The organism is Flavobacterium sp. WC2409 (assembly GCF_041200085.1).
Classification (GTDB): Bacteria; Bacteroidota; Bacteroidia; order Flavobacteriales; family Flavobacteriaceae; genus Flavobacterium.
The window spans coordinates 1966940-1988157 of sequence record NZ_CP165625.1 but is presented as its reverse complement, the minus strand read 5'-3'; the positions used below and the strand labels follow the sequence as shown (position 1 = coordinate 1988157).

Here is a 21218-nt window from a genome sequence, read left to right as displayed (position 1 = left end):
AATGTTTTCTTGCTAAAAGTGGTTTGCAAGTTATGAAAACATAGCATCACAAAGTCTCCTGAATCCTATAATTATTTAGTTTGTAATAATACATCAAAACTGTGCAAAGTCAGAGTCATTTGCGCAGTGATAACACTTTGTGGAGATGTGTATTCAATTATTTAGCTTGTTTGCAGCTAACTTTTATAAATGTATAATCAAAAATATTTCTGAAGCTCTTTTTTAAAATAAATAGCACTATCAGAAGCACTTTTCATAGAATTGTCCAAGAAATTGCCACCTTGTTCTAAATAATAATATTCTAGACCTGATTTTTTGGCATCGGGTAATATTTCTTCATAGTTTATAGAACCGTTACCTAGCTCAGTATAATCTTTAGTAACTTTATCCATGTCCTTTATATGCCACATGGTATATCTACCTGGTTGATTTTGTACCAATTCTTTGGGAGTGTATTTGGAGGAATGCATTACCCAATACATATCCATCTGTAGTTTAACTAGAGATGAGTCTGTCTCATTAATAATAATATTAAATCCATTTTCGCCGCCTTGGTCTATAAATTCATAACCATGGTTGTGGTAAGCAAATCCGAGTCCCGCATCAGTTACTTGCTCGCCTATAACATTAAGTTTTTCAGACATCAACTTGAAGTTATCAATGGTCCGTTGTTGTGGAGCTATCCATGGCCAAGTGATATATTTACTGTTTAAAGTTTGCGCTCCAATGATACACTGATCAACAAAACGTTTTAGCTCGTCTTCAGATTTTTCTAAATAGGGAGAAAAACCATAATGACCACTACTAACAGATAAGTTCAAATCATCTAATATTTGCTTAAATTCCAAAGATTTATATCCATAATACATGTCTTTCTCATTATCAAAACCATAGACTTCAAAATCTTGATAACCTATTTTTTTTAAATACTTTAAGGTGTTCAACGGATCTCTAGCCATTTCATCTCGTATAGAATAGAGTTGATAACCCATTTTGTATTTTGGATTGTTAATTGCAGATAAATAAGATCCAGGTAGAATTACAGCAAACCCTATTATTCCTGATTTCTCAATAAATTTCCTTCTATTCATTTTCTTCGTTTTAATTTGGATTCAAACAAGAGTTTTTTTGCTAGTTGATAGTAGCTATAAAATGGCTCAATACATCAACGATTTGTTGACTTTGTGCTATAAATAAAATCTTTTCTTTTAGATTCAAAATTAAGTTTTTTCCTTATTAAAAACTAATATTGTACTTAAATAGAGGTCGTTATGGTCTTGATAAAAAAAACGAATGAGAATCACTTCGCAGTCGCTTGTATAGAATAGCTGTTTCAAGTGTTTTCCTAAAAATGCTTTAAATTGCTCGTACGACTTAATCTTTGTACTTACTTTATCTTTTCCTAACACACTTTCAATATGTGCAGCAATTGGAAGTTTTACGTTTAAAGTGGGTTCTGCCGTATCCAAAAAATTGATAGGATGGGCAGCTTCCAATAAAATCCCAAAATGAGAAAATTGTCCATGGATATGCGTACATTATCTAAGTTTTGGATTGGCAATATCTGATAACTTTGATATTCTAAAATTTGAACAATAATAATCGTAAAAATAATAACCCATGGAACAGAAATTACCACTTCCGCCTTTTAATATGGAAACTGCCTTACAAAAAGTACAATTGGCCGAAGATGCTTGGAATAGCCAAGACCCAGAACGTATTGCATTAGCATATACCATTGATACTGAATGGCGCAACCGTACTGAGTTCATCAACGGCAGGGAAGCTGTAAAGGAATTCTTGAAGCACAAATGGGAGAAAGAGCTAAATTATACTCTTAAAAAAGAATTGTGGGGTTTTCGTGAAAACCGTATGGCAGTTCGTTTTGAGTACGAATACCATAACATTGAAGGGCAATGGTTTCGAGCGTATGGTAACGAAAATTGGGAATTTGACGAAAATGGTTTAATGCGCAAACGTTTTGCGAGCATCAACGATTTACCTATCGAAGAAAAAGACCGAAAGTTTAGATAATCGATATGGCACTGCATTTCCATAAAATTGCTTTTACTGATGCAGTGAAAGCATTACAAGAGGCTCATGGTAGCCGCAATAGCTATGAACGAATGGAAAAATTAAACGAGGTCGATGGATTGACACATAACGAAATGGCATTTATTGCCAATCGGGATAGTTTTTATATGGCTTCGATAGGCACTAATAATTATCCGTACATTCAACACCGTGGTGGTCCAAAAGGGTTTTTAAAAGTGCTGGATAAAGATCGTATTGCATGTATTGATTTCTCAGGTAATAAACAGTATATAACGGTGGGAAATCTGGTAGACAATGCTAATGTATCATTGATCTTGATGGATTATCCAGCAAAAGCACGGCTGAAAATCTATGCTAAAACTGAAATTGTAGCACTCAAAGACAATCCTGAGTTTTACACTACACTCGATTTAGGCGATTATAAATTTCGTGGAGAGCGGATAATGGTCTTTCATATTGAAGCTTATGATTGGAATTGCCCGCAACATATTACAGCTCGCTTTACGGCAGACGAAATTCAAATTGCCTTACAACCACAGCAAGCGTATATAAACAAACTGGAAGAAAAAAATAAATTGCTTGCCGCCAAATTGAAAGAAGCAGGGTTTTAATTAAATTTACAAAAAAAGAATACGATGCTAGACGACGCTACTTTTACATTAATCAATCCTCAAAATGGGAATTTGGCTTTCAAAATTTTCACTTTTGAAGACAACAGCTCTTTTGATCACTTGCAACGACTTAATTATTATTCATTGATTTGGATTAAAAAGGGGAGTGGCAGAGTAAAAGTAGACTTCTCTGAATATGATTTTTCAGCAAATTCATTATTAGCTTTTGCACCCTATCAACCTTTTATGTTGTCTACCCATGAAAAAATGGAAGGTGTAGTGTTGCATTTTCATCCAGACTTTTTTTGCATTCATAAACATCAGGCCGAAGTAGCTTGTAACGGTATTTTGTTCAATAACATATACGAACCACCGTTTGTATTGATTGATGAATCTGCTTCAAATACGCTGAATATGGTAATAGAGCAGATAAAAATAGAAATGCAAAATCCAGCTTTGGCACAGTACGAACTGTTGATTTCGTACCTAAAAATTTTGCTCATCACGGCCTCCCGATTAAAAGACCAGCAGGGAATTCAAGAGCCAAAGGAAGCGCCAGATACTAAAGAACCGTTTATCCTTCAAAATTTAAAAAATTATATCGAATTGCATTTCAGAACTAAACATTCTGCAAGTGATTACGCCGATTTGTTGCACATCACACCAAAAGCATTAGCCAAAATTACCAAGAACCATTTCAATAAAACCCTAACTGTTCTAATATCGGAACGAATTATTATCGAAGCCAAAAGAGAATTGTATTTATCTAATAAAGCAGTAAAAGAAATCGCATATGAGTTAGGCTATGACGACGAACATTATTTTAGTCGTTTCTTTAAAAACAATGCAGCTGTCTCTCCTCAAATGTATCGCGATACTGTTGGTTTCGCTCGTGCAATGAGTACTTCTTGATTATTAAGGGGTAAGTTTTAGGGAGTTTGCGGCCCAAGCCTCGGCCGTTGCGGTAACGGCAGGCACTTCCGCAAATGTAAAATATACTAATGGCGTGATGGTATTCACCATGCAAAAAGGCGGACTCATGTACAAATACTCCATTGGCGGCCAAAAGTTTGATTTTAACAAATTGTAACACTTTTTTCCAAGTACATTTTGGGCGTAACCCCAAAGCAGAAAGTTAATTTTAAAAAGAATGAAACTGCTACTTTGGGGTCGGGCTTTTGGCTTTATCTTTATTTTTTTAAAGAAAAAAAATAAAGGATACCGCCGCAATCCCTTACGCAGTTGCGTTGTTATTTAATTATCATTCTATTTTTGTGCTCACGAGTGGGGTACACTTCAAAGAGCATTATAATTTCTTATATAAATTGTTTTATTCTTCTAATTTCCTCGTTTTTCAAAGGTATTATAATAATTGTAAGATCCGTTGATGATGGGAGTGTAGTATCTTTTAATCTCCAATTGTTAAAATTTTCGTTATAATAAATTTGTAAATTATCTGTAATAAAAGCATCTTTTGTTTCAATCCAATTATATGCAATTTTTGATCTAATTTGGAATCTACCTAATTCTTTAATATTTGTCATATTTTTTTTAATAAATATAATTCTTTAAAAGCAAAGCACAAAGTTAATACCACCAGCTCCAGTAAATAAGTCTTTTGACCTTTATTGTTCTTTTTTTACAATTCGAAAATAAAATAATTCAAAATAATCAAATTATTAGAAATTATTTTGGATTAAAAAAAGAATTTTATCTAAACTACTCCAATTTTAAAATAATAATCAGTCAGGTTAGTCCATAAAAAAACGAATGAGAATCACTTCGCAGTCGTTTGTATATAATAGCTGTTTTAAGTGTTATCCTAAAAATGCTTTGAATTGCTCGTAGGTTTTTATTTTAGTACTTACTTTCTCTTTTCCTAACACACTTTCAATTTGTGCAGGAATAGGTAATTTTACATTTAATGTTGGTTCCACCGTATCTAAAAACTTGATTGGGTGGGCCGTTTCTAAGAAAATCCCAAGTGCATTACTATGGTTTTGTAATTCTTTTTTCAATCCTAAATAACCTACAGCTCCGTGCGGCTCCGCAATGTACCCATCGGTATTGTAAATGGTTTTCATGGCTTCTATAGTATCTTCATCTGAGAACGTAAACGAAGAGAAATCTTTTTTGAACTGCTCCAAATCGTTTTGATACATTTCCTGAATTCGAACAAAATTACTTGGATTACCTACATCCATAGCATTCGAAATCGTTGCTTTAGAAGGTTTAGGATCGTAGATTCCGTTTTCTAAGAAACGAGGTACCGTATCATTCACATTAGTTGAGGCAACAAAATGCGCTACAGGTAATCCCATTTTTTTGGCGATAATTCCAGCGCATATATTCCCAAAGTTTCCACTAGGACAAGAAAAAACCAACGGTTTGTTTTGGCTTTTTAAAGCTTTATAAGCAAAGAAGAAATAAAACATTTGTGGCAACCAACGCGCAATATTAATCGAATTCGCTGAGGTCAAGTTGTGGTGTTTTAAGCTCTCATCTAAGAACGCTTTTTTTACCATATCCTGACAATCATCAAAAACACCATCTACTTCTAGCGCTCTAATGTTTTGTCCCAAAGTGGTCAATTGACGCTCTTGAATGTCGCTCACTTTCCCAGAAGGGTAAAGGATAATCACTTCAACGCCATTTACACCTAGGAAACCGCTAGCTACAGCACCACCTGTATCTCCTGAGGTCGCTACTAGAACCGTATTTTTACTGTCTTTTTTATCTTTGTTAAAATACCCCAAACAACGGGACATAAATCGCGCACCAACATCCTTGAAAGCCATTGTAGGTCCATGAAACAATTCTAAGGAATAGATTCCTGTTTCGACTGCTACTACTGGGAAATCAAAGCAAAGGGTTTCGGCAATAATTTCTTTCAGTTTGGTTTCAGGAATTTCATCACCTACAAATTGACGAATCGCCTGAAAAGCAATTTCTTCATTGCTAAGATTTTCGATAGTATCAAAAAAATCTTGAGGTAAAGGCGTTATCGTTTCCGGAAAATACAATCCTTTGTCGCTTGCTAATCCTTGTATTACGGCTTCTTGAAAAGAAACTTTTGGGGCGTTATGGTTTAAACTGTAGTATTTCATTGGTAAAAATGATTTTTGATTGGAGATTAACGATTTTAGATTTATGATTTTCTCGCAACAAGAGTTACTTCTAAAATCAAAAATAGTTAATCAAAAACCTTAAATTTTTATTTAATATTATATTATTCTCACACCATCAGGATTCACTTTTGAAACATGAATCTCGTACGGTAATTTCATTTCGTCATAAACAGCACTCATGGCTTTTGCAATTTTATTTGCGGTAGCTTCTCCTTTGCTTAAAGCAAAAATAGAAGGACCAGAACCTGATATCCCAGAACCCAAAGCACCATTTTCTAAGGCAGTTTGTTTGATTAAATCAAATCCCGGAATCAATACAGAGCGCAACGGTTCCACAATTTCGTCATGTAATGAGCGACCTATTAAATCGTAATCTTTGGTATACAAACCAGCGATTAATCCACCTACATTTCCCCATTGCATAATGGCGCTTTTTAGGGAAACAGTTTGTTTCAATACCGAGCGTGCATCTGATGTTTTTAACTCAATTTGCGGATGAACCACGGTAGCGTATAACTCTGACGGACTTTCGATTTTGATTATATCCAGCGGCGCGTAACTGCGCACTAATGTAAAACCACCCAATAGAGCAGGAGCCACATTATCAGCATGAGCGTTTCCGCAAGCTAGTTTTTCGCCTTGCATGGCAAATGGAACCAAATCTTTGATTTCAAAAGGTCTTCCTAGCAATTCATTAATTCCAAAAACCGCTCCTGCCGAACTGGCAGCACTACTTCCAATTCCGCTTCCAGCTTTGATGTTTTTGTAAATTTCGATTTCAAATCCTGTATCCGAATCTAAGGCTTCTAGCATCGCCAAAGCGGCAACTCCAGCAACGTTCTTTTCGGTTTCAAGAGGCAAGTCGGCACCTACTAATTTAGTGATGCGTATTCCTTTTTGATCTGATTTTCGAATAACCATTTCGTCACCCACATTGTCTAAACACAATCCTAGGACATCAAATCCACAAGATAGATTGGCAATTGTAGCGGGGCAAAATATTTTTATTTCATTCATGATTTTTTGTTTCAGGTTTAAAGTTTAAAGTTTCAGGTTAAAAAAGTGCTTTGAAACAAAGATTTAACTTGAAACTTTAAACTTTAAACTAATTTTTAAACATTCCCTATCCTAATTACATCGGCAAAAATTCCCGAAGCAGTAACCGCAGCACCAGCACCAGCACCTTTTATTAATAAAGGTTGGTCTACATAGCGATCCGTGTAAAACAAAACGATATTGTCTTTTCCTTCTAAGTTGTAAAACGGATGGTCTTTTGGGATGAATTGCAAACCTACGCTTGCTTTTCCATCTTCAAACTGAGCAACAAATTTTAAGCGGCTTTCTTTGGCATTGGCTTCCGCCAAAATTCCTTCAAAATGGCTAGCATATTGTGTAAGGGATTTAAAGAATTCTTCATTATTTGCTGTTTCCATGCATTCGATTGGAAGGAAAGATTTGTTTTCAATTTCTTCAATTTCCATTTTATAACCGCTTTCTCGAATTAAAATCAAGATCTTTCTAGCAACATCAATTCCGCTCAAATCAATCTTTGGGTCTGGCTCTGTAAATCCTTGCACACCTGCTTCTTTCACTACATCATGAAAAGAATTATTGACATCAAAATTATTAAAGATAAAATTCAAACTTCCAGATAAAACTGCTTGTATTTTATTTACTTTATCACCCGATGCGACTAAGTTTTTAACCGTGTCAATGATCGGTAATCCTGCACCAACATTCGTTTCAAACAAGAAAGGAGCATTGTATCTTCGAGATAAACTTTTTAGACTTTTATAATTGTCAAACGCTGATGAACAAGCAATTTTATTACAAGTTACTACGGCAACACTCTCTCTTAAATAGTGTGCGTAAGTTTCAGAAACGCTTGCATTTGCTGTAATATCTACAAAAATACTGTTGCGTAAATTGAGGTTTTTTACTTGCTCAATGAACAATTGTTGGTCTGCTTTTTCTCCATTGTCCAAAAGTGTTTGCCATGATTTTAGATCAATTCCATCTTCATCAAAAAGCATTTTTCTAGAATTGGCCAAAGCAATAACTCTTAGGTTTATTTTTAAGTTATCTTTTAGGAACTTCTTTTGTTGGCTGATTTGATCGATGAATTTTTCACCTACATTTCCAACACCCATAACAAAAAGGTTTAGTTGTTTAGTGTTGTCTTCAAAAAAGCGTTCATGAAGCGTATTCAAGGCTTTTTTAACATCTCTTTCGTTAATTACTGCCGATATGTTTCTTTCTGAAGCACCTTGAGCAATCGCACGAATGTTCACGTTGTTTTTTCCTAAAGTACTAAACATTTTACCGCTTAATCCTTGGTGGTTTTTCATGTTTTCACCCACTAAAGCAATAATGCATAGGTTTTTTTCTACAATACAAGGTTCGATTTTGTTTTGTAAAATCTCTATTTCAAAAGCCTTATTGATGGCTTCTTCAGCGACTACAGCATCTGAATTTAGAATTCCAATACAAATAGAATGCTCGGATGAGGCTTGAGTTATAAAAATAACATTCACATTGGCCTGTGATAAAACTTCAAACAATCTTTTTGAAGATCCTAATACACCAATCATTCCAGGTCCTTCCAGTGTGATTAAAGTGATGTTATCAATGTGGCTGATTCCTTTTACTGGATTTCCATTTGCAGTAGCATTATTCGATATATATGTTCCTTCCGCATCTGGCTCAAAAGTATTCTTGATATGAATAGGAATATTTTTTCTTAAAACAGGTTGAATTGTTGGGGGATATAATACTTTGGCACCAAAATGTGACAATTCCATTGCTTCTTGGTACGAAATTGTTGCGATAGGTTGCGCTTGCTTTACAATTTTAGGGTTGGCAGTAAACATTCCGTTTACATCTGTCCAAATTTCTAAATCAGTTACGTCTAATGCTCCAGCTAAAATTGCTGCAGTATAATCGGATCCACCACGACCTAAAGTAGTAATGATTCCATCGACAGACGAAGCAATAAATCCAGGCATAACCACTACCTGACTTTCATTAGAAGCAAAATAATCAACGATTAATTGATTTGTTATTTCAAAATTTACAGCTGCTTTTCCAAAATTAGTATTGGTTTTAATCAACTCGCGACTGTCTTTATAACCGCTATTTTTTAGATTTTGTTTTAAAGCTTCTGCAATAATATAAGAAGACAATAATTCACCAAAACTTAAAATAGTATCGGCAGTTCTAGCAGAAAGTTCTCCTAAAAGGTAACAGCCATCCAATAATGTTTCAAGATGGTTGATGATTCTTTTAATATGGCTCAACAAACTACTTTGCTCGCTTACTGGAATAAATTCTTTTAATGTATCTAAGTGTTTTTTCTCAATTTCTGCAACTATTTCTTTGTATCCTTCATCATTTGCAGCTGCTTTTTGGGAAGCCAACTGAAGTAAATCAGTTACTTTACTTAGTGCAGATACGACTACGATTAATTGATCTTGTTTTGCTTGTTTTTGGACTATGTCTAGGACTAGTTTTATATTTTGTGCATTGGCAACCGAAGTTCCGCCAAATTTTAATACTTTCATTTTATTTGTTTTAATTTAAAAAAATGCAATGTCTTTTATACATCCAATACCTTTCTTTCTTAAAAAAGAAAAATATAAAATTGGATTATATGTAAAATGTATACCCCTAAGGGGTAGTAGTTGTTGTTGTAGTAAAAGTAGAAGTAACAGAAATGGCAACTCTGTTTTGAGTTGTTATCGAAGAATGATATGTAGTTCTGTTGTTGTTCATTATGATGTGACAAAAATACAGTTTTTTATAAAAATGAAAAACCTTTATTCCGTTTTTGCGAATATTTCAAAAATAAGGATATTATTCACCTCTGATTATGTATTCCTTATTATAAAGGCTTTTTATTGTAACTATTGTTGATTTTTTTTTAAGTAGGAAAGAATTTGAGTAGTTTTTTTGTTGTTTTTTTTATTTGAAACCATTCAAACAGGTGTTTTTTGCTTGTATAAGCTAAAGAATAAGCCACTCTATTGATTCATTTTTCATTTTTTGAATGCAAAAAAGGGTGTGCTTTTTAGTTTTAGTGCTTATTTATAATGGTTTTGTGAGTAAATTATGGGGTAAATTTATAATGCAGGTATGTTTTGATAAGTATTTTAAATTATTAGCAATATATGTTGCTTTTTAATATTGATTTATTGAATTTTGGCTACTCAAAATTCAATACGAAATGGATAATACACATTACATAAGTACCGAGATACTTTCCCTAGAAATAGTTCAAGAAATTATAGCACAACATAAATCGATAGAACTTTCAGAAGAAGCAAAAGTTAATATTCAAAAGTGTAGAGATTATCTAGATAAAAAAATGGCTTCCCATTCGGAACCTATTTATGGAATTAATACTGGTTTTGGTTCTCTTTGTAATGTAAAAATTTCAAATGAAAACTTATCAAAATTGCAAGAAAACCTAGTGAAATCACATTCTTGTGGAACTGGTGAAGAAGTACCAACAGCTATTGTTAAACTTATGTTGCTGCTTAAAATTCAATCGTTGAGTTATGGACATTCAGGGATACAATTGCAAACAGTAGAGCGATTGGTCGCTTTTTATAATAATGACATATTACCAGTAATTTATACGCAAGGTTCATTGGGTGCTTCTGGAGATTTAGCACCTTTAGCTCATTTATCTTTGCCATTATTGGGAGAAGGAGAAGTTTATTTTGAAGGAAATAGAGTGTCTTCCAAAGTAATCATGGAACGTTTCAATTGGGAACCCATCGTTTTGAAATCCAAAGAAGGACTGGCTTTATTAAATGGTACACAATTTATGAGTGCTTATGGGGCTCACATTTTAATGAAAGCGAATAAGTTCTCTTATTTAGCTGATTTAATTGGAGCAATGTCTTTGGAAGGGTTTGATGGTAGAATAGAACCCTTTAATGAGTTAATTCATTTTATTCGTCCTCATAAAGGACAAATAGTAACGGCAAATCGCGTGAAAGACTTTTTAGAAGGAAGCGAAATTATTGAGCAAGAAAAAACTCATGTTCAAGATCCGTATTCTTTTAGATGTATTCCTCAGGTTCATGGTGCATCAAAAGATGCGATGGATTATGTGAAAAAAGTGTTTAAAACAGAGATTAATTCCGTTACAGACAACCCAAATATATTTATCGAAAGTGACCAAATTATATCAGGAGGAAACTTTCATGGTCAGCCTTTGGCATTAGCATTAGACTTTATGGCAATTGCTTTGGCTGAATTAGGGAGTATTTCTGAGAGAAGAACGTACCAATTAATATCTGGATTGCGAAATCTACCTGCTTTTTTAGTTGATAATCCAGGATTAAATTCGGGATTAATGATTCCTCAATATACAGCTGCAAGTATTGCAAGTCAAAATAAACAATTAGCAACACCGGCAAGTGTTGATAGTATTGTCTCAAGTAATGGACAAGAAGATCATGTGAGTATGGGTGCCAATGGTGCTACAAAAGCATTGCGTGTAATGGATAATTTGGAGCGGATTTTAGCCATTGAATTGATGAATGCTTCTCAGGCAATTGAATTTAGAAGACCTTTAAAATCGAGTGATTTTATTGAAATGTTCTTGAGTTCTTATAGAGAAGAAGTCTCATTTGTAAAGGAAGATAGAATTTTACATTATGATATTGAGAAAACTGTTGCTTTTTTAAACAGTTTTCAAATAGAAGATGATTTGTTAAATTAAGGTTGGTTTCCAAAAAATAAATCAATTAAATTTGTACCCTAAAAAAATATAAAATGTCATTAAATAGTATATTCCAATTTTTAGTTCCGAAGGATAAAAAATTCTTTCCTCTTTTCGAAGAGGCATCTAGTAATTTAATTGAATTAGCTTCCAATTTACATGAGGCAGTGAATCTTCCTTTGAAGGAAAGAGAAGTTCTTTTTCAAAAGATTGATGCATTAGAACAAAAAGGAGAGGATATTACGCGCCAAACTAATCTAGAGTTGAGTAGAAATTTCATTACTCCATTTGACAGAGAAGATATTCACTCATTAGTGACTTCAATTGATAATGTGGCAGACCGTTTGCACGGTGCTTCTAGTATTATGCGCTTGTATCAAGTGGATAAAATTACGAAGTCAATTAGAAAATTAACAGAAATCAATCTTGACGCTTGTCAAAATATTGATGCAGCAGTTAAGGAGTTGAGGAATTTAAAAAATATTCCAAATATTACTGCAGCTTGTGCTAGAATTTCGAAATTAGAAAATAAATCAGATACAGTTTATAATAAAGCTGTTTTTGAGATTTTTGAAAATGAAACAGATGCTAAAAACATAATTAAATATAAAGAAGTATTATCTATTTTAGAAACTGCGACTGATAAATGTAAAAGTGTTGCAAGTGTTTTAGAATCAATTGCCGTTAAGCATTCTTAAAAATTTCGAAAATTTCTAAATCTTTCAATTAAAATTATGTTTACTCTACTAATAGTTATTATAGTATTGGCCTTGATTTTTGATTACATCAATGGTTTTCACGATGCCGCAAATGCCATTGCTACCGTAGTTGCAACCAAAGTTCTTTCCCCATTTCAAGCAGTTGTATGGGCTGCTTTTTTTAATTTCTTAGCGTACTGGGTTTTTGGTTTAGGTGTTGCTAATACTGTTGCAAAAACGGCTGATTCTAGCCAGATTAACTTGACCGTAATTCTTGCGGGAGTTGTTGCGGCCATCATCTGGAATCTAATTACTTGGTGGCAAGGGATACCTTCTAGTTCCTCTCATACTTTGATTGGAGGTTTTGCTGGAGCGGCTATTGCTCATGCCATTGCCGTACACGGATTTTCTGATTATGTTATTGTTGAAGACGGAGTAGAACACATCAAGCACTGGTATAATATTGTAAGTTGGTACAAAGCAGGCAAAGATGGAGGGATGCCTTCAGGTGTCGTTATTATCATTGCATTTATTGTATTGGCACCTCTTTTAGGAGCAGTCATGTCGTATTTTATTTCTATTTGGTTACTCAATGCCTCAAAGAAGAGCTTGTTGCCTAAATTGTTTACAATAGCATTAATGATTGGCTCTGTTTTATTTGTTTATAACCAAATGGTACCTTTCGAAAAAATAGAAAACCCAAGATTTGTAACTTCTGTTTTTTGGAGTATAGTATTTGAATCACACAATATAAAGTGGTTTTTAGTAGCTTTTATAATCATATCGATATCCATTTTTGCTTTAGTATTTAGTAGTTTAAATTTACATAGAGCGGATGCGGTTTTGAAAAAAATGCAGTTGTTGTCTTCGGCAGCTTTTAGTTTAGGACATGGAGGAAATGATTCGCAAAAAGTAATGGGAATTATTGCAGCAGCAGTAGCTGTTTATATTAAGACCAGCGGTGTTGATATTGTAAGTCTTCCTGAATGGTTGCAAGTGGTTTTGCCAAATGATGAAAAAGGAATTAAAGGAGTAATGCCAGAATGGATTCCATTGGCTTGTTATACTGCTATTGCTATAGGAACTTTAAGTGGTGGCTGGAAAATTGTAAAAACAATGGGGTCAAAAATCACTAAAGTAACATCATTTGAAGGAGTTGCTGCAGAAACTGCTGGAGCTTTGACACTTTATTTTACGGAGCATTTTAAAGTTCCAGTAAGTACAACTCATACTATAACGGGTTCGATAATAGGGGTAGGTTTGACTAAACGTATTTCGGCTGTTCGTTGGGGTGTAACGGTAAGTTTGTTATGGGCATGGGTTTTAACTATTCCGGTTTCAGGATTATTGGCAGGGTTAGTATATTATATTCTAAGATTGTTTATATAATCTGAAAATAAATATTTACTAAAAAAAAAGAGATCCAGTTTTAAATTAAACTTGGATCTCTTTTTGTTTTTATAAGTCAGTAAAAGTTATTTTTTTTAAACTAGTGGATTGTTTTTTTTACTTTTTTCTTTCTTTTATAAAGACTCTGTTTCAAATTGATATTGCCAGTAATAATACTAATGTTGCCATCAATCTCTAACATTGATAATTTCACGTCCTTAAAATGCTCCACTCCATGTTCTCTCATTGCTTCTCTCAATTCTTCAGAGGTGATGTTTAACTTACTTAAAGTTTTAAATTCTAATGTTCCATTGTGAATTAAAATCTCAGGCTTTTCTATAAAGAAATTATTGAATTTTTGATATTTGAACATTAACTTTTTTAAAATAAAATTGATGCCAAATAAAATTGTCGCAGCAACTAAGCCTCCGTAAAGACTCGTGTTGTTCCCAACCATTGCATTTTGAACCGAATTACTAATTAGTAATATCAAAATAACATCGGCTGTATTGAGCTGTGACAATTCTTTCTTACCAAAGATGCGCAAAGCAATCACCATAAAAAAATATACAGTTGCACTTCGAATGACTATGTCAAGATAAGGATTCACTTTTTATTTTATCTTAAAATTCTTCTCGATGGCTTTAATCATTTCGCCTGCGATATCTTTGTTTGTGGCGCCTTCGATTCCTTCAAGTCCTGGAGAAGAATTTACTTCTAATAGTAATGGCCCTTTTGCAGAACGAATAATATCTACACCTGCTACTTTTAAGTCCATCGCTTTTGCCGCTTTTATGGCTATGCGTTTTTCTTCGGAAGTTGCTTTTATTACTGTGGCTGTTCCGCCAAGGTGTATGTTAGCTCTAAATTCACCTGGCATAGCTTCACGTTGAATAGAAGCGACTACTTTTCCGTCGATCACAAAACAGCGAATGTCTTTTCCATCGGCTTCTTTGATAAACTCTTGAACTAAAATATTGGCATTTACACTTTTAAATGCATTAATAACACTTTCTGCCGCTTTTTTTGTTTCAGCGAGTACAACTCCTTTTCCTTGAGTTCCTTCTAATAACTTTACAATTAATGGAGAACCGCCTACCATTTTTATTAAATCATTTGTGTCCAGTGGAGAATTAGCAAATCCAGTAGTAGGAATACCAATACCGCTATTTAATAATAATTGGAGGGAATATAACTTGTCGCGAGATTGTGTAATAGCGCTTGCAGAATTTAAGCAAAATACTTTTAATGCTTCAAATTGCCTAGTTAAAGCGCAACCATAAAAAGTGATACTTGGTCGTATTCTTGGAATAATAGCGTCAAATTGATTTAAAATGATACCGCCTCTATAATGAATTTCGGGAGTTTGAGCGTCTAGTCTCATATAACATTCTTTAATGTTTAAAAAATGCATTTCGTGACCACGCATTTCACCCGCTTCCATGATACGTTTGTTAGAGTATAATTCAGGATTACTGGCCAAGACACCAATGCGGAGACCTGTTGGTGCTTTTTCAGCATTTACATATAATTCTTTTAGTGCTTCTGAAGTGGGTTGACCTAAAAGGTATTTTTGCTCTGGATCAACAAGGACTCGACCACTCATGGCTTCTCTACCCAAAAGCATTCGAAACCCCATTGAATCTCTGTTGGTCAATGTCATTTCGATAGGCCATGTTGATTCTCCAATTTGTAAATTAGTTTGAATTACATACCGTTGTTCTCTAAATCCACTAGAGCTTTTGACTATTCTTTTGTCGATTAAAGGAGCTTCGCAATGAATAACGGTCTTAAGGTTGTTTTGAATAGGATTTATGTCAAATCGTACCCAATTGGATTCGTTTTTTATGAAAGGAGCAATATTTATTGCATGTAGAGCCGATGTTTTTGCGCCCGAATCTACACGTGCTTTAATCGTGGGGATTCCTAATTCAGGAAAAGAACACCATTCCTCACTCCCTAGTATTACTTTATTTAGAGGCATATTTTTATTTTTGTTTGATTTGTATTATAAAATTCAAATGTAAATATATGTTTTTAATATTGGGTATAATTAACGTAAAGAAAAAGTCCGTTACTTTATATAAAGTAACGGACTCTTTAATAAATTAGAGGATGTATGCTTATGGGTTTGTTGGTTCACCAGCTTTATGTACATGTACATTTAATTCTTGTGCTCCATCTTCTATATCCATAAAAATCTCATCTCCTGATGTAATTTTTGAAGTTATAATTTCTTCAGCAAGCGCATCTTCAACATATTTTTGAATGGCTCTTTTTAGAGGCCTAGCTCCAAATTGTCTGTCAAATCCTTTTTCAGCAATAAAAGATTTTGCTTTATCAGAAAGGGTTAATTGGTATCCTAATTCAGAAACTCTAGCATATAATTTTTTTAATTCAATTTCGATAATCAAATCAATATCGTGTTTTTCTAAAGCGTTGAAAACGATTACGTCATCAATTCTGTTTAAAAATTCGGGTGCAAATGTTTTCTTAAGCGCATTTTCAATAATACTTTTTGAATTATCATCTGCTTGAGCAACTTTGGCAGCGGTACCAAAACCAACACCTTGACCAAAATCTTTCAATTGTCGTGCTCCTACATTAGAAGTCATGATGATGATTGTATTTTTGAAATCAATTTTTCGGCCTAAGCTATCTGTCAAATACCCATCATCAAGAACTTGTAGCAACATATTGAAAACATCAGGATGTGCTTTTTCTATTTCATCTAATAAAACAACACAATAAGGTTTGCGACGTACTTTCTCAGTTAATTGTCCACCTTCTTCGTATCCAACGTATCCTGGAGGCGCTCCAACTAAACGCGAAATTGCAAATTTCTCCATGTATTCACTCATGTCAATACGAACCAATGCATCTTCGGAATCAAATAATTCTTTAGCTAGAACTTTGGCCAATTGTGTTTTTCCAACTCCTGTTTGACCAAGAAAGATAAATGAACCAATAGGTCTATTTGGGTCTTTCAATCCTGCGCGATTTCTTTGAATTGAACGCGCAATTTTAAGTACAGCTTCATTTTGTCCAACTACTTTGCTTTCTATGAGCTCCGGTAGTTTGGCTAATTTGTTACTTTCGGTTTGAGCGATACGATTAACAGGAATTCCTGTCATCATCGAAACTACATCGGCAACATTGTCCTCTGTAACTTCGATTCGGTTGTTTTTAGCATCCTCTTCCCATTGTTCTTGAGCAATTGCTAATTCTTTTTCGATGCGTTTTTCATCATCACGAAGTTTAGCTGCTTCCTCATATTTTTGTTTTTTGACAACAACATTTTTTAGTTCACGGATATCTTCTAATTGACGTTCTAAATCAAGAATTTTTTTAGGTACCTCAATATTGGTAATATGAACACGTGAACCTGCTTCGTCTAAAGCATCGATAGCCTTGTCTGGTAAAAATCGTTCAGACATGTATCTATTTGTCAACTTTACACAAGCCTCAATCGCTTCGGGTGTATAAGTAACATTATGATGGTCCTCGTATTTGTTTTTGATATTATTTAAAATCGTAATCGTTTCCTCAACTGATGTTGGTTCAACAATTATCTTTTGGAAACGTCTTTCTAAAGCACCGTCTTTTTCAATATATTGTCTGTATTCATCAAGAGTAGTTGCTCCAATACATTGGATTTCTCCTCTTGCTAATGCAGGTTTAAACATGTTAGATGCATCTAGTGAACCAGTTGCTCCTCCAGCACCAACAATGGTGTGAATTTCATCAATGAAAAGGATGATATCATCATTTTTTTCCAATTCATTCATTACCGCTTTCATGCGCTCTTCGAACTGACCTCTGTATTTAGTTCCCGCAACAAGACTAGCTAGATCCAATGTTACTACCCTTTTGTTGAATAGGATTCTTGACACTTTCTTTTGTATGATGCGTAAAGCTAAACCTTCTGCAATAGCAGATTTACCAACTCCAGGTTCTCCTATAAGCAGTGGATTGTTTTTTTTACGTCGGCTCAAAATTTGGCAAACACGTTCAATTTCTTTTTCACGTCCTACAACAGGATCTAATTTTCCTTCTTCGGCCATTTCGGTTAAATCTCTTCCGAAATTATCTAAAACAGGTGTTTTGGATTTTTTGTTGGATTTATTGGCGGGATTATTAAAATTACCTTCTTTAAGACTGTCATCTTGTCCTGAATCTTCATTGTAGGAGTCGGTTGCTCTTGGTAAATTTTCTAAGAATTCTTCTTCGTTTGGTGTCATATTTATGTACTGTTCTTTAGCTACGTCATAATCTATTTTAAGTTTATTTAATAGCTTGGTTGTGGGATCGTTTTCATTTCTTAATATGCACAATAATAAATGTGCAGTACTTACAGAGGAACTTTGAAACACTTTTGCTTCTAGAAAAGTAGTCTTCAATGCGCGCTCGGCTTGACGTGTCAAGTGTAGGTTTTTCTTTTCTACATTAGTATCTAAAGTAGGGTTTGCGGGGCTAAGTATTTCGACCTTTCGTCTTAAATGATCTAAATCAACAGAAAGGTTATTTAATATTTGAATTGCTTTACCATTACCATCTCGAAGGATACCTAGCATCAAGTGTTCAGTACCTATAAAGTCATGACCCAATCGCAAAGCTTCTTCTTTGCTATAGGTTATAACGTCTTTTACTCTTGGTGAAAAATTATCATCCATAATATATATTTAGTATATGTAAATTTAGTGAATTACTATTTGAAAAACAAAAATCGTTCCTAAGAAGTCGTGTCAGCTAATTGACAAAAAAAAAGATAAAATAATGTTGAATATTTGTTAATTTATTAAACAAAAGCGAATGTTAATTTGTTAATAAATCATTGAAATAAGTAAGTTAAAATGCTTTGAAAAATTTCAGAAAGCCGTATATTGGCACGTTTTGAAACTAATATAATTATTTAATATAACAACTTATGTCTGAAGGAGAAAAGTTAATTCCTATTAACATAGAAGATGAAATGAAAACGGCTTACATTGATTATTCGATGTCAGTAATTGTATCAAGAGCACTTCCAGATGTTAGAGATGGCTTGAAACCAGTACATCGTCGAGTACTATTTGGTATGCATGATTTAGGAGTTAATTCAAGATCTGCGCACAAAAAGTCCGCAAGAATTGTCGGAGAAGTTTTAGGTAAGTATCACCCTCACGGAGATACCTCAGTTTATGACGCCATGGTTCGTATGGCTCAAGAATGGAGTATGCGTTATTTATTAATTGATGGTCAAGGTAACTTTGGTTCAGTAGATGGAGATAGTCCTGCTGCAATGCGTTATACGGAGGCTAGAATGCGTAAGATTTCGGAAGAAATTTTAGCGGATATTGATAAAGAAACAGTTGATTTTAAATTAAATTTTGATGATACGCTTCAAGAGCCAACAGTAATGCCAACTCGTGTTCCTACTTTATTGATAAACGGTGCCACAGGTATTGCAGTAGGTATGGCTACTAATATGCCTCCTCACAATCTTACGGAAGTAATTAATGGGACATTGGCCTATATGGACAATAATGACATTGAGGTTGATGAATTAATGAACCACATTAAAGCACCAGATTTCCCTACCGGTGGTATAATTTATGGTTATGAAGGAGTTCGAGAAGCTTTTAAAACAGGTAGAGGTAGAGTAGTGATGCGCGCCAAAGTTGGCTTTGAAGAAGTGGATGGTAGAGAATCTATTATTGTAACTGAAATTCCTTATCAAGTCAATAAGGCAGATATGATTAAGCGTACTGCTGACTTAGTAAATGAAAAAAAAATAGAGGGTATTGCAAATATTCGTGATGAATCAGATAGAAACGGTATGCGTATCGTTTATATCTTGAAACGTGACGCTACGCCTAACGTAGTTTTGAATACTTTGTATAAGTATACCCAACTGCAATCTTCTTTTAGTGTTAATAACATTGCAATTGTAAAAGGTCGTCCTCAAATGTTGAATCTGAAAGACTTGATTCATTATTTTGTAGAACACCGTCATGATGTAGTGACTCGAAGAACTCAATTTGAACTAAAAAAAGCAGAGGCTAGAGCACATATTTTAGAAGGATTAATCATTGCTTCTGATAATATTGACGAAGTGATTGCCTTAATTAGAGGTTCTAAAAACACTGAGGAAGCTAGAGAAAAATTAATCGAAAGATTTAAATTGTCAGATATTCAAGCGCGTGCAATTGTAGAAATGCGTTTGCGTCAATTAACTGGTCTGGAACAAGACAAGTTAAGAGCTGAGTATGACGAATTGATGAAATTAATTGAACATTTGAAAGCGTTATTAGCAGATGTGAACTTAAGAACTGCATTGATCAAAGAAGAATTAGAAGAAATTCGGGATAAATATGGTGATGAACGTCGTTCTCAAATAGAGTATTCTGGTGGGGATGTAAGTATCGAAGATTTAATTGCTGATGAAAATGTAGTAATTACAATTTCACATGCAGGATATATTAAGCGTACAAATCTAACGGAATATAAAACTCAAAATAGAGGAGGAGTTGGACAAAAAAGTGCTGGAACGAGAGATCAAGATTTCTTAGAGCATATGTTTGTGGCAACAAATCATCAATATATGATGTTCTTTACTCAAAAAGGGAAATGTTTCTGGATGCGTGTTTATGAAATTCCTGAAGGAAGTAAAACGGCTAAAGGGAGAGCAATCCAGAATTTGGTAAATATAGAGAGTGATGATAAAGTGAAAGCGTTTATTTGTACTCAAGATCTAAAAGACCAAGATTATATTAAGAGTCATAACTTAGTTATGGTGACTAAAAAAGGTCAGGTTAAGAAAACATCATTAGAGAAATATTCTAAACCTAGAATAAATGGGGTTGCCGCTATTACTATTAAAGAAGGTGATGAATTATTGGAAGCTAAATTGACAAATGGTGAAAGCCAAATTATATTAGCTGTTAAGTCTGGGAAGTTAGTTCGTTTTGAAGAAACTAAGACGCGTCCAATGGGAAGAACAGCTTCTGGAGTACGTGGAATTTCTCTTAAAGATGATAATGATGAAGTGATTGGCATGATTACTGTAGATAAGGATGCTGTAAACGATTCTCAAGTCTTAGTAGTAACTGAAAATGGATACGGAAAACGTACTAAATTAGTTGATGAAGATGGAGAAGATGTTTACCGTATAACTAATCGTGGTGGTAAAGGAGTGAAAACTTTAAATATCACTGAGAAAACAGGAAGTCTTATCTCTATTAATGCAGTAACTGATGCAGATGATTTAATGATCATCAATAAATCAGGATTGACTATTAGAATGGCGGTTGAAGATTTACGAGTGATGGGACGTGCTACTCAAGGTGTGAAACTGATTAATCTAAAAGGGAAAGATTCTATTGCTGCAGTTACAAAAGTAATGAAGGATGATGAAGAAGAGGTTGTTGTTGACGAAGACGGAAATGTTATCGAAGTAGAGACAATTGAAAGGGTGAAACCTGTTCTTGAAGTTCTTGAAGAAGAAGTAGGAGTTGATGATGATTCAAATGACGAAGAAGACGAGGAAGTTGAAGATGAGGTTGAAGAGGATGACTCAGACGACGATGAAGCATAGTTTAAATAAATAAAAAAAGAATAATTATTA

At 34.1% G+C, this 21218-nt stretch carries 16 protein-coding genes; 7 read left to right on the top strand and 9 right to left on the bottom strand.

Annotated elements, in window-relative coordinates:
- Positions 1-197: 197 nt before the first annotated feature.
- A complete protein-coding gene (locus AB3G34_RS08515; protein WP_369752142.1) occupies positions 198-1091 on the bottom strand; it encodes a sugar phosphate isomerase/epimerase family protein in 894 nt (297 codons plus the stop codon).
- Positions 1092-1620: 529 nt separating this feature from the next.
- On the opposite strand from AB3G34_RS08515, the gene AB3G34_RS08510 reads away from it, so the two are divergent.
- Genes AB3G34_RS08510 through AB3G34_RS08500 form a run of 3 tightly spaced genes read left to right on the top strand, consistent with a single transcriptional unit; the run spans position 1621 to position 3578 of the window.
- A complete protein-coding gene (locus tag AB3G34_RS08510; RefSeq protein ID WP_369752141.1) occupies positions 1621-2034 on the top strand; it encodes a DUF1348 family protein in 414 nt (137 codons plus the stop codon).
- Positions 2035-2039: 5 nt separating this feature from the next.
- On the top strand, positions 2040-2666 hold the full coding sequence (locus AB3G34_RS08505; RefSeq protein WP_369752140.1) for a pyridoxamine 5'-phosphate oxidase family protein: 627 nt from the start codon (positions 2040-2042) through the stop codon (positions 2664-2666).
- A 24-nt stretch (positions 2667-2690) separates the two neighbouring features.
- Complete coding sequence (locus AB3G34_RS08500; protein WP_369752139.1) at positions 2691-3578, top strand: helix-turn-helix domain-containing protein; 888 nt, start codon at positions 2691-2693, stop codon at positions 3576-3578.
- 3 nt (positions 3579-3581) lie between these two features.
- Here AB3G34_RS08500 and AB3G34_RS08495 read toward each other — a convergent pair whose 3' ends face one another.
- The 5 genes from AB3G34_RS08495 to thrA all read right to left on the bottom strand — a co-directional run bounded on the left by AB3G34_RS08495 (position 3582) and on the right by thrA (position 9354).
- Positions 3582-3722, bottom strand: a complete 141-nt coding sequence (locus AB3G34_RS08495) for a hypothetical protein (RefSeq protein WP_369752138.1) — start codon at positions 3720-3722, stop codon at positions 3582-3584.
- A gap of 260 nt (positions 3723-3982) precedes the next feature.
- A complete protein-coding gene (locus AB3G34_RS08490; protein WP_367770754.1) occupies positions 3983-4210 on the bottom strand; it encodes a hypothetical protein in 228 nt (75 codons plus the stop codon).
- Between the two features lie 273 nt (positions 4211-4483).
- A complete protein-coding gene (gene thrC, locus AB3G34_RS08485) occupies positions 4484-5773 on the bottom strand; it encodes a threonine synthase (RefSeq protein WP_369752137.1) in 1290 nt (429 codons plus the stop codon).
- A gap of 117 nt (positions 5774-5890) precedes the next feature.
- Complete coding sequence (locus AB3G34_RS08480; protein WP_369752136.1) at positions 5891-6811, bottom strand: homoserine kinase; 921 nt, start codon at positions 6809-6811, stop codon at positions 5891-5893.
- Between the two features lie 95 nt (positions 6812-6906).
- A complete protein-coding gene (gene thrA / locus AB3G34_RS08475; RefSeq protein WP_369752135.1) occupies positions 6907-9354 on the bottom strand; it encodes a bifunctional aspartate kinase/homoserine dehydrogenase I in 2448 nt (815 codons plus the stop codon).
- Between the two features lie 662 nt (positions 9355-10016).
- On the opposite strand from thrA, the gene hutH reads away from it, so the two are divergent.
- From hutH to AB3G34_RS08460, 3 genes are read left to right on the top strand one after another with little or no spacing between them, the layout of a single operon-like run.
- Positions 10017-11525, top strand: coding sequence for a histidine ammonia-lyase (gene hutH, locus AB3G34_RS08470; protein ID WP_369752134.1), 1509 nt, complete (start codon positions 10017-10019; stop codon positions 11523-11525).
- 53 nt (positions 11526-11578) lie between these two features.
- The gene (locus tag AB3G34_RS08465; RefSeq protein WP_367753923.1) at positions 11579-12223 is read left to right on the top strand and encodes a DUF47 domain-containing protein; all 645 of its coding nucleotides are present in this window, start codon (positions 11579-11581) and stop codon (positions 12221-12223) included.
- Between the two features lie 36 nt (positions 12224-12259).
- The gene (locus AB3G34_RS08460) at positions 12260-13612 is read left to right on the top strand and encodes an anion permease (protein WP_369752133.1); all 1353 of its coding nucleotides are present in this window, start codon (positions 12260-12262) and stop codon (positions 13610-13612) included.
- 100 nt (positions 13613-13712) lie between these two features.
- Here AB3G34_RS08460 and AB3G34_RS08455 read toward each other — a convergent pair whose 3' ends face one another.
- The 3 genes from AB3G34_RS08455 to AB3G34_RS08445 all read right to left on the bottom strand — a co-directional run bounded on the left by AB3G34_RS08455 (position 13713) and on the right by AB3G34_RS08445 (position 18285).
- Positions 13713-14171 (bottom strand): DUF421 domain-containing protein, encoded by a 459-nt coding sequence (locus AB3G34_RS08455; protein WP_369754090.1) that lies wholly within the window; start codon positions 14169-14171, stop codon positions 13713-13715.
- A gap of 54 nt (positions 14172-14225) precedes the next feature.
- Positions 14226-15596 carry a 30S ribosomal protein S6--L-glutamate ligase gene (rimK, locus tag AB3G34_RS08450; RefSeq protein WP_367753917.1) on the bottom strand — a complete coding sequence of 457 codons (1371 nt, stop codon included), beginning with the start codon at positions 15594-15596 and terminating at the stop codon, positions 14226-14228.
- Between the two features lie 139 nt (positions 15597-15735).
- On the bottom strand, positions 15736-18285 hold the full coding sequence (locus AB3G34_RS08445) for an ATP-dependent Clp protease ATP-binding subunit (RefSeq protein WP_367753915.1): 2550 nt from the start codon (positions 18283-18285) through the stop codon (positions 15736-15738).
- A 254-nt stretch (positions 18286-18539) separates the two neighbouring features.
- Between AB3G34_RS08445 and gyrA the strand changes: the two genes are divergently transcribed.
- Positions 18540-21188 (top strand): DNA gyrase subunit A, encoded by a 2649-nt coding sequence (gene gyrA, locus AB3G34_RS08440; protein WP_369752132.1) that lies wholly within the window; start codon positions 18540-18542, stop codon positions 21186-21188.
- The last annotated feature ends 30 nt before the right edge of the window (positions 21189-21218 follow it).

Bases quoted from the DNA above. Each gene is read 5' to 3' on its own strand.
- AB3G34_RS08515 (WP_369752142.1), bottom strand. From the start codon at position 1,091: ATGAATAGAAGGAAATTTATTGAGAAATCAGGAATAATAGGGTTTGCT.
- AB3G34_RS08510 (WP_369752141.1), top strand. From the start codon at position 1,621: ATGGAACAGAAATTACCACTTCCGCCTTTTAATATGGAAACTGCCTTA.
- AB3G34_RS08505 (WP_369752140.1), top strand. From the start codon at position 2,040: ATGGCACTGCATTTCCATAAAATTGCTTTTACTGATGCAGTGAAAGCA.
- AB3G34_RS08500 (WP_369752139.1), top strand. From the start codon at position 2,691: ATGCTAGACGACGCTACTTTTACATTAATCAATCCTCAAAATGGGAAT.
- AB3G34_RS08495 (WP_369752138.1), bottom strand. From the start codon at position 3,722: ATGGAGTATTTGTACATGAGTCCGCCTTTTTGCATGGTGAATACCATC.
- AB3G34_RS08490 (WP_367770754.1), bottom strand. From the start codon at position 4,210: ATGACAAATATTAAAGAATTAGGTAGATTCCAAATTAGATCAAAAATT.
- thrC (WP_369752137.1), bottom strand. From the start codon at position 5,773: ATGAAATACTACAGTTTAAACCATAACGCCCCAAAAGTTTCTTTTCAA.
- AB3G34_RS08480 (WP_369752136.1), bottom strand. From the start codon at position 6,811: ATGAATGAAATAAAAATATTTTGCCCCGCTACAATTGCCAATCTATCT.
- thrA (WP_369752135.1), bottom strand. From the start codon at position 9,354: ATGAAAGTATTAAAATTTGGCGGAACTTCGGTTGCCAATGCACAAAAT.
- hutH (WP_369752134.1), top strand. From the start codon at position 10,017: ATGGATAATACACATTACATAAGTACCGAGATACTTTCCCTAGAAATA.
- AB3G34_RS08465 (WP_367753923.1), top strand. From the start codon at position 11,579: ATGTCATTAAATAGTATATTCCAATTTTTAGTTCCGAAGGATAAAAAA.
- AB3G34_RS08460 (WP_369752133.1), top strand. From the start codon at position 12,260: ATGTTTACTCTACTAATAGTTATTATAGTATTGGCCTTGATTTTTGAT.
- AB3G34_RS08455 (WP_369754090.1), bottom strand. From the start codon at position 14,171: ATGGTGATTGCTTTGCGCATCTTTGGTAAGAAAGAATTGTCACAGCTC.
- rimK (WP_367753917.1), bottom strand. From the start codon at position 15,596: ATGCCTCTAAATAAAGTAATACTAGGGAGTGAGGAATGGTGTTCTTTT.
- AB3G34_RS08445 (WP_367753915.1), bottom strand. From the start codon at position 18,285: ATGGATGATAATTTTTCACCAAGAGTAAAAGACGTTATAACCTATAGC.
- gyrA (WP_369752132.1), top strand. From the start codon at position 18,540: ATGTCTGAAGGAGAAAAGTTAATTCCTATTAACATAGAAGATGAAATG.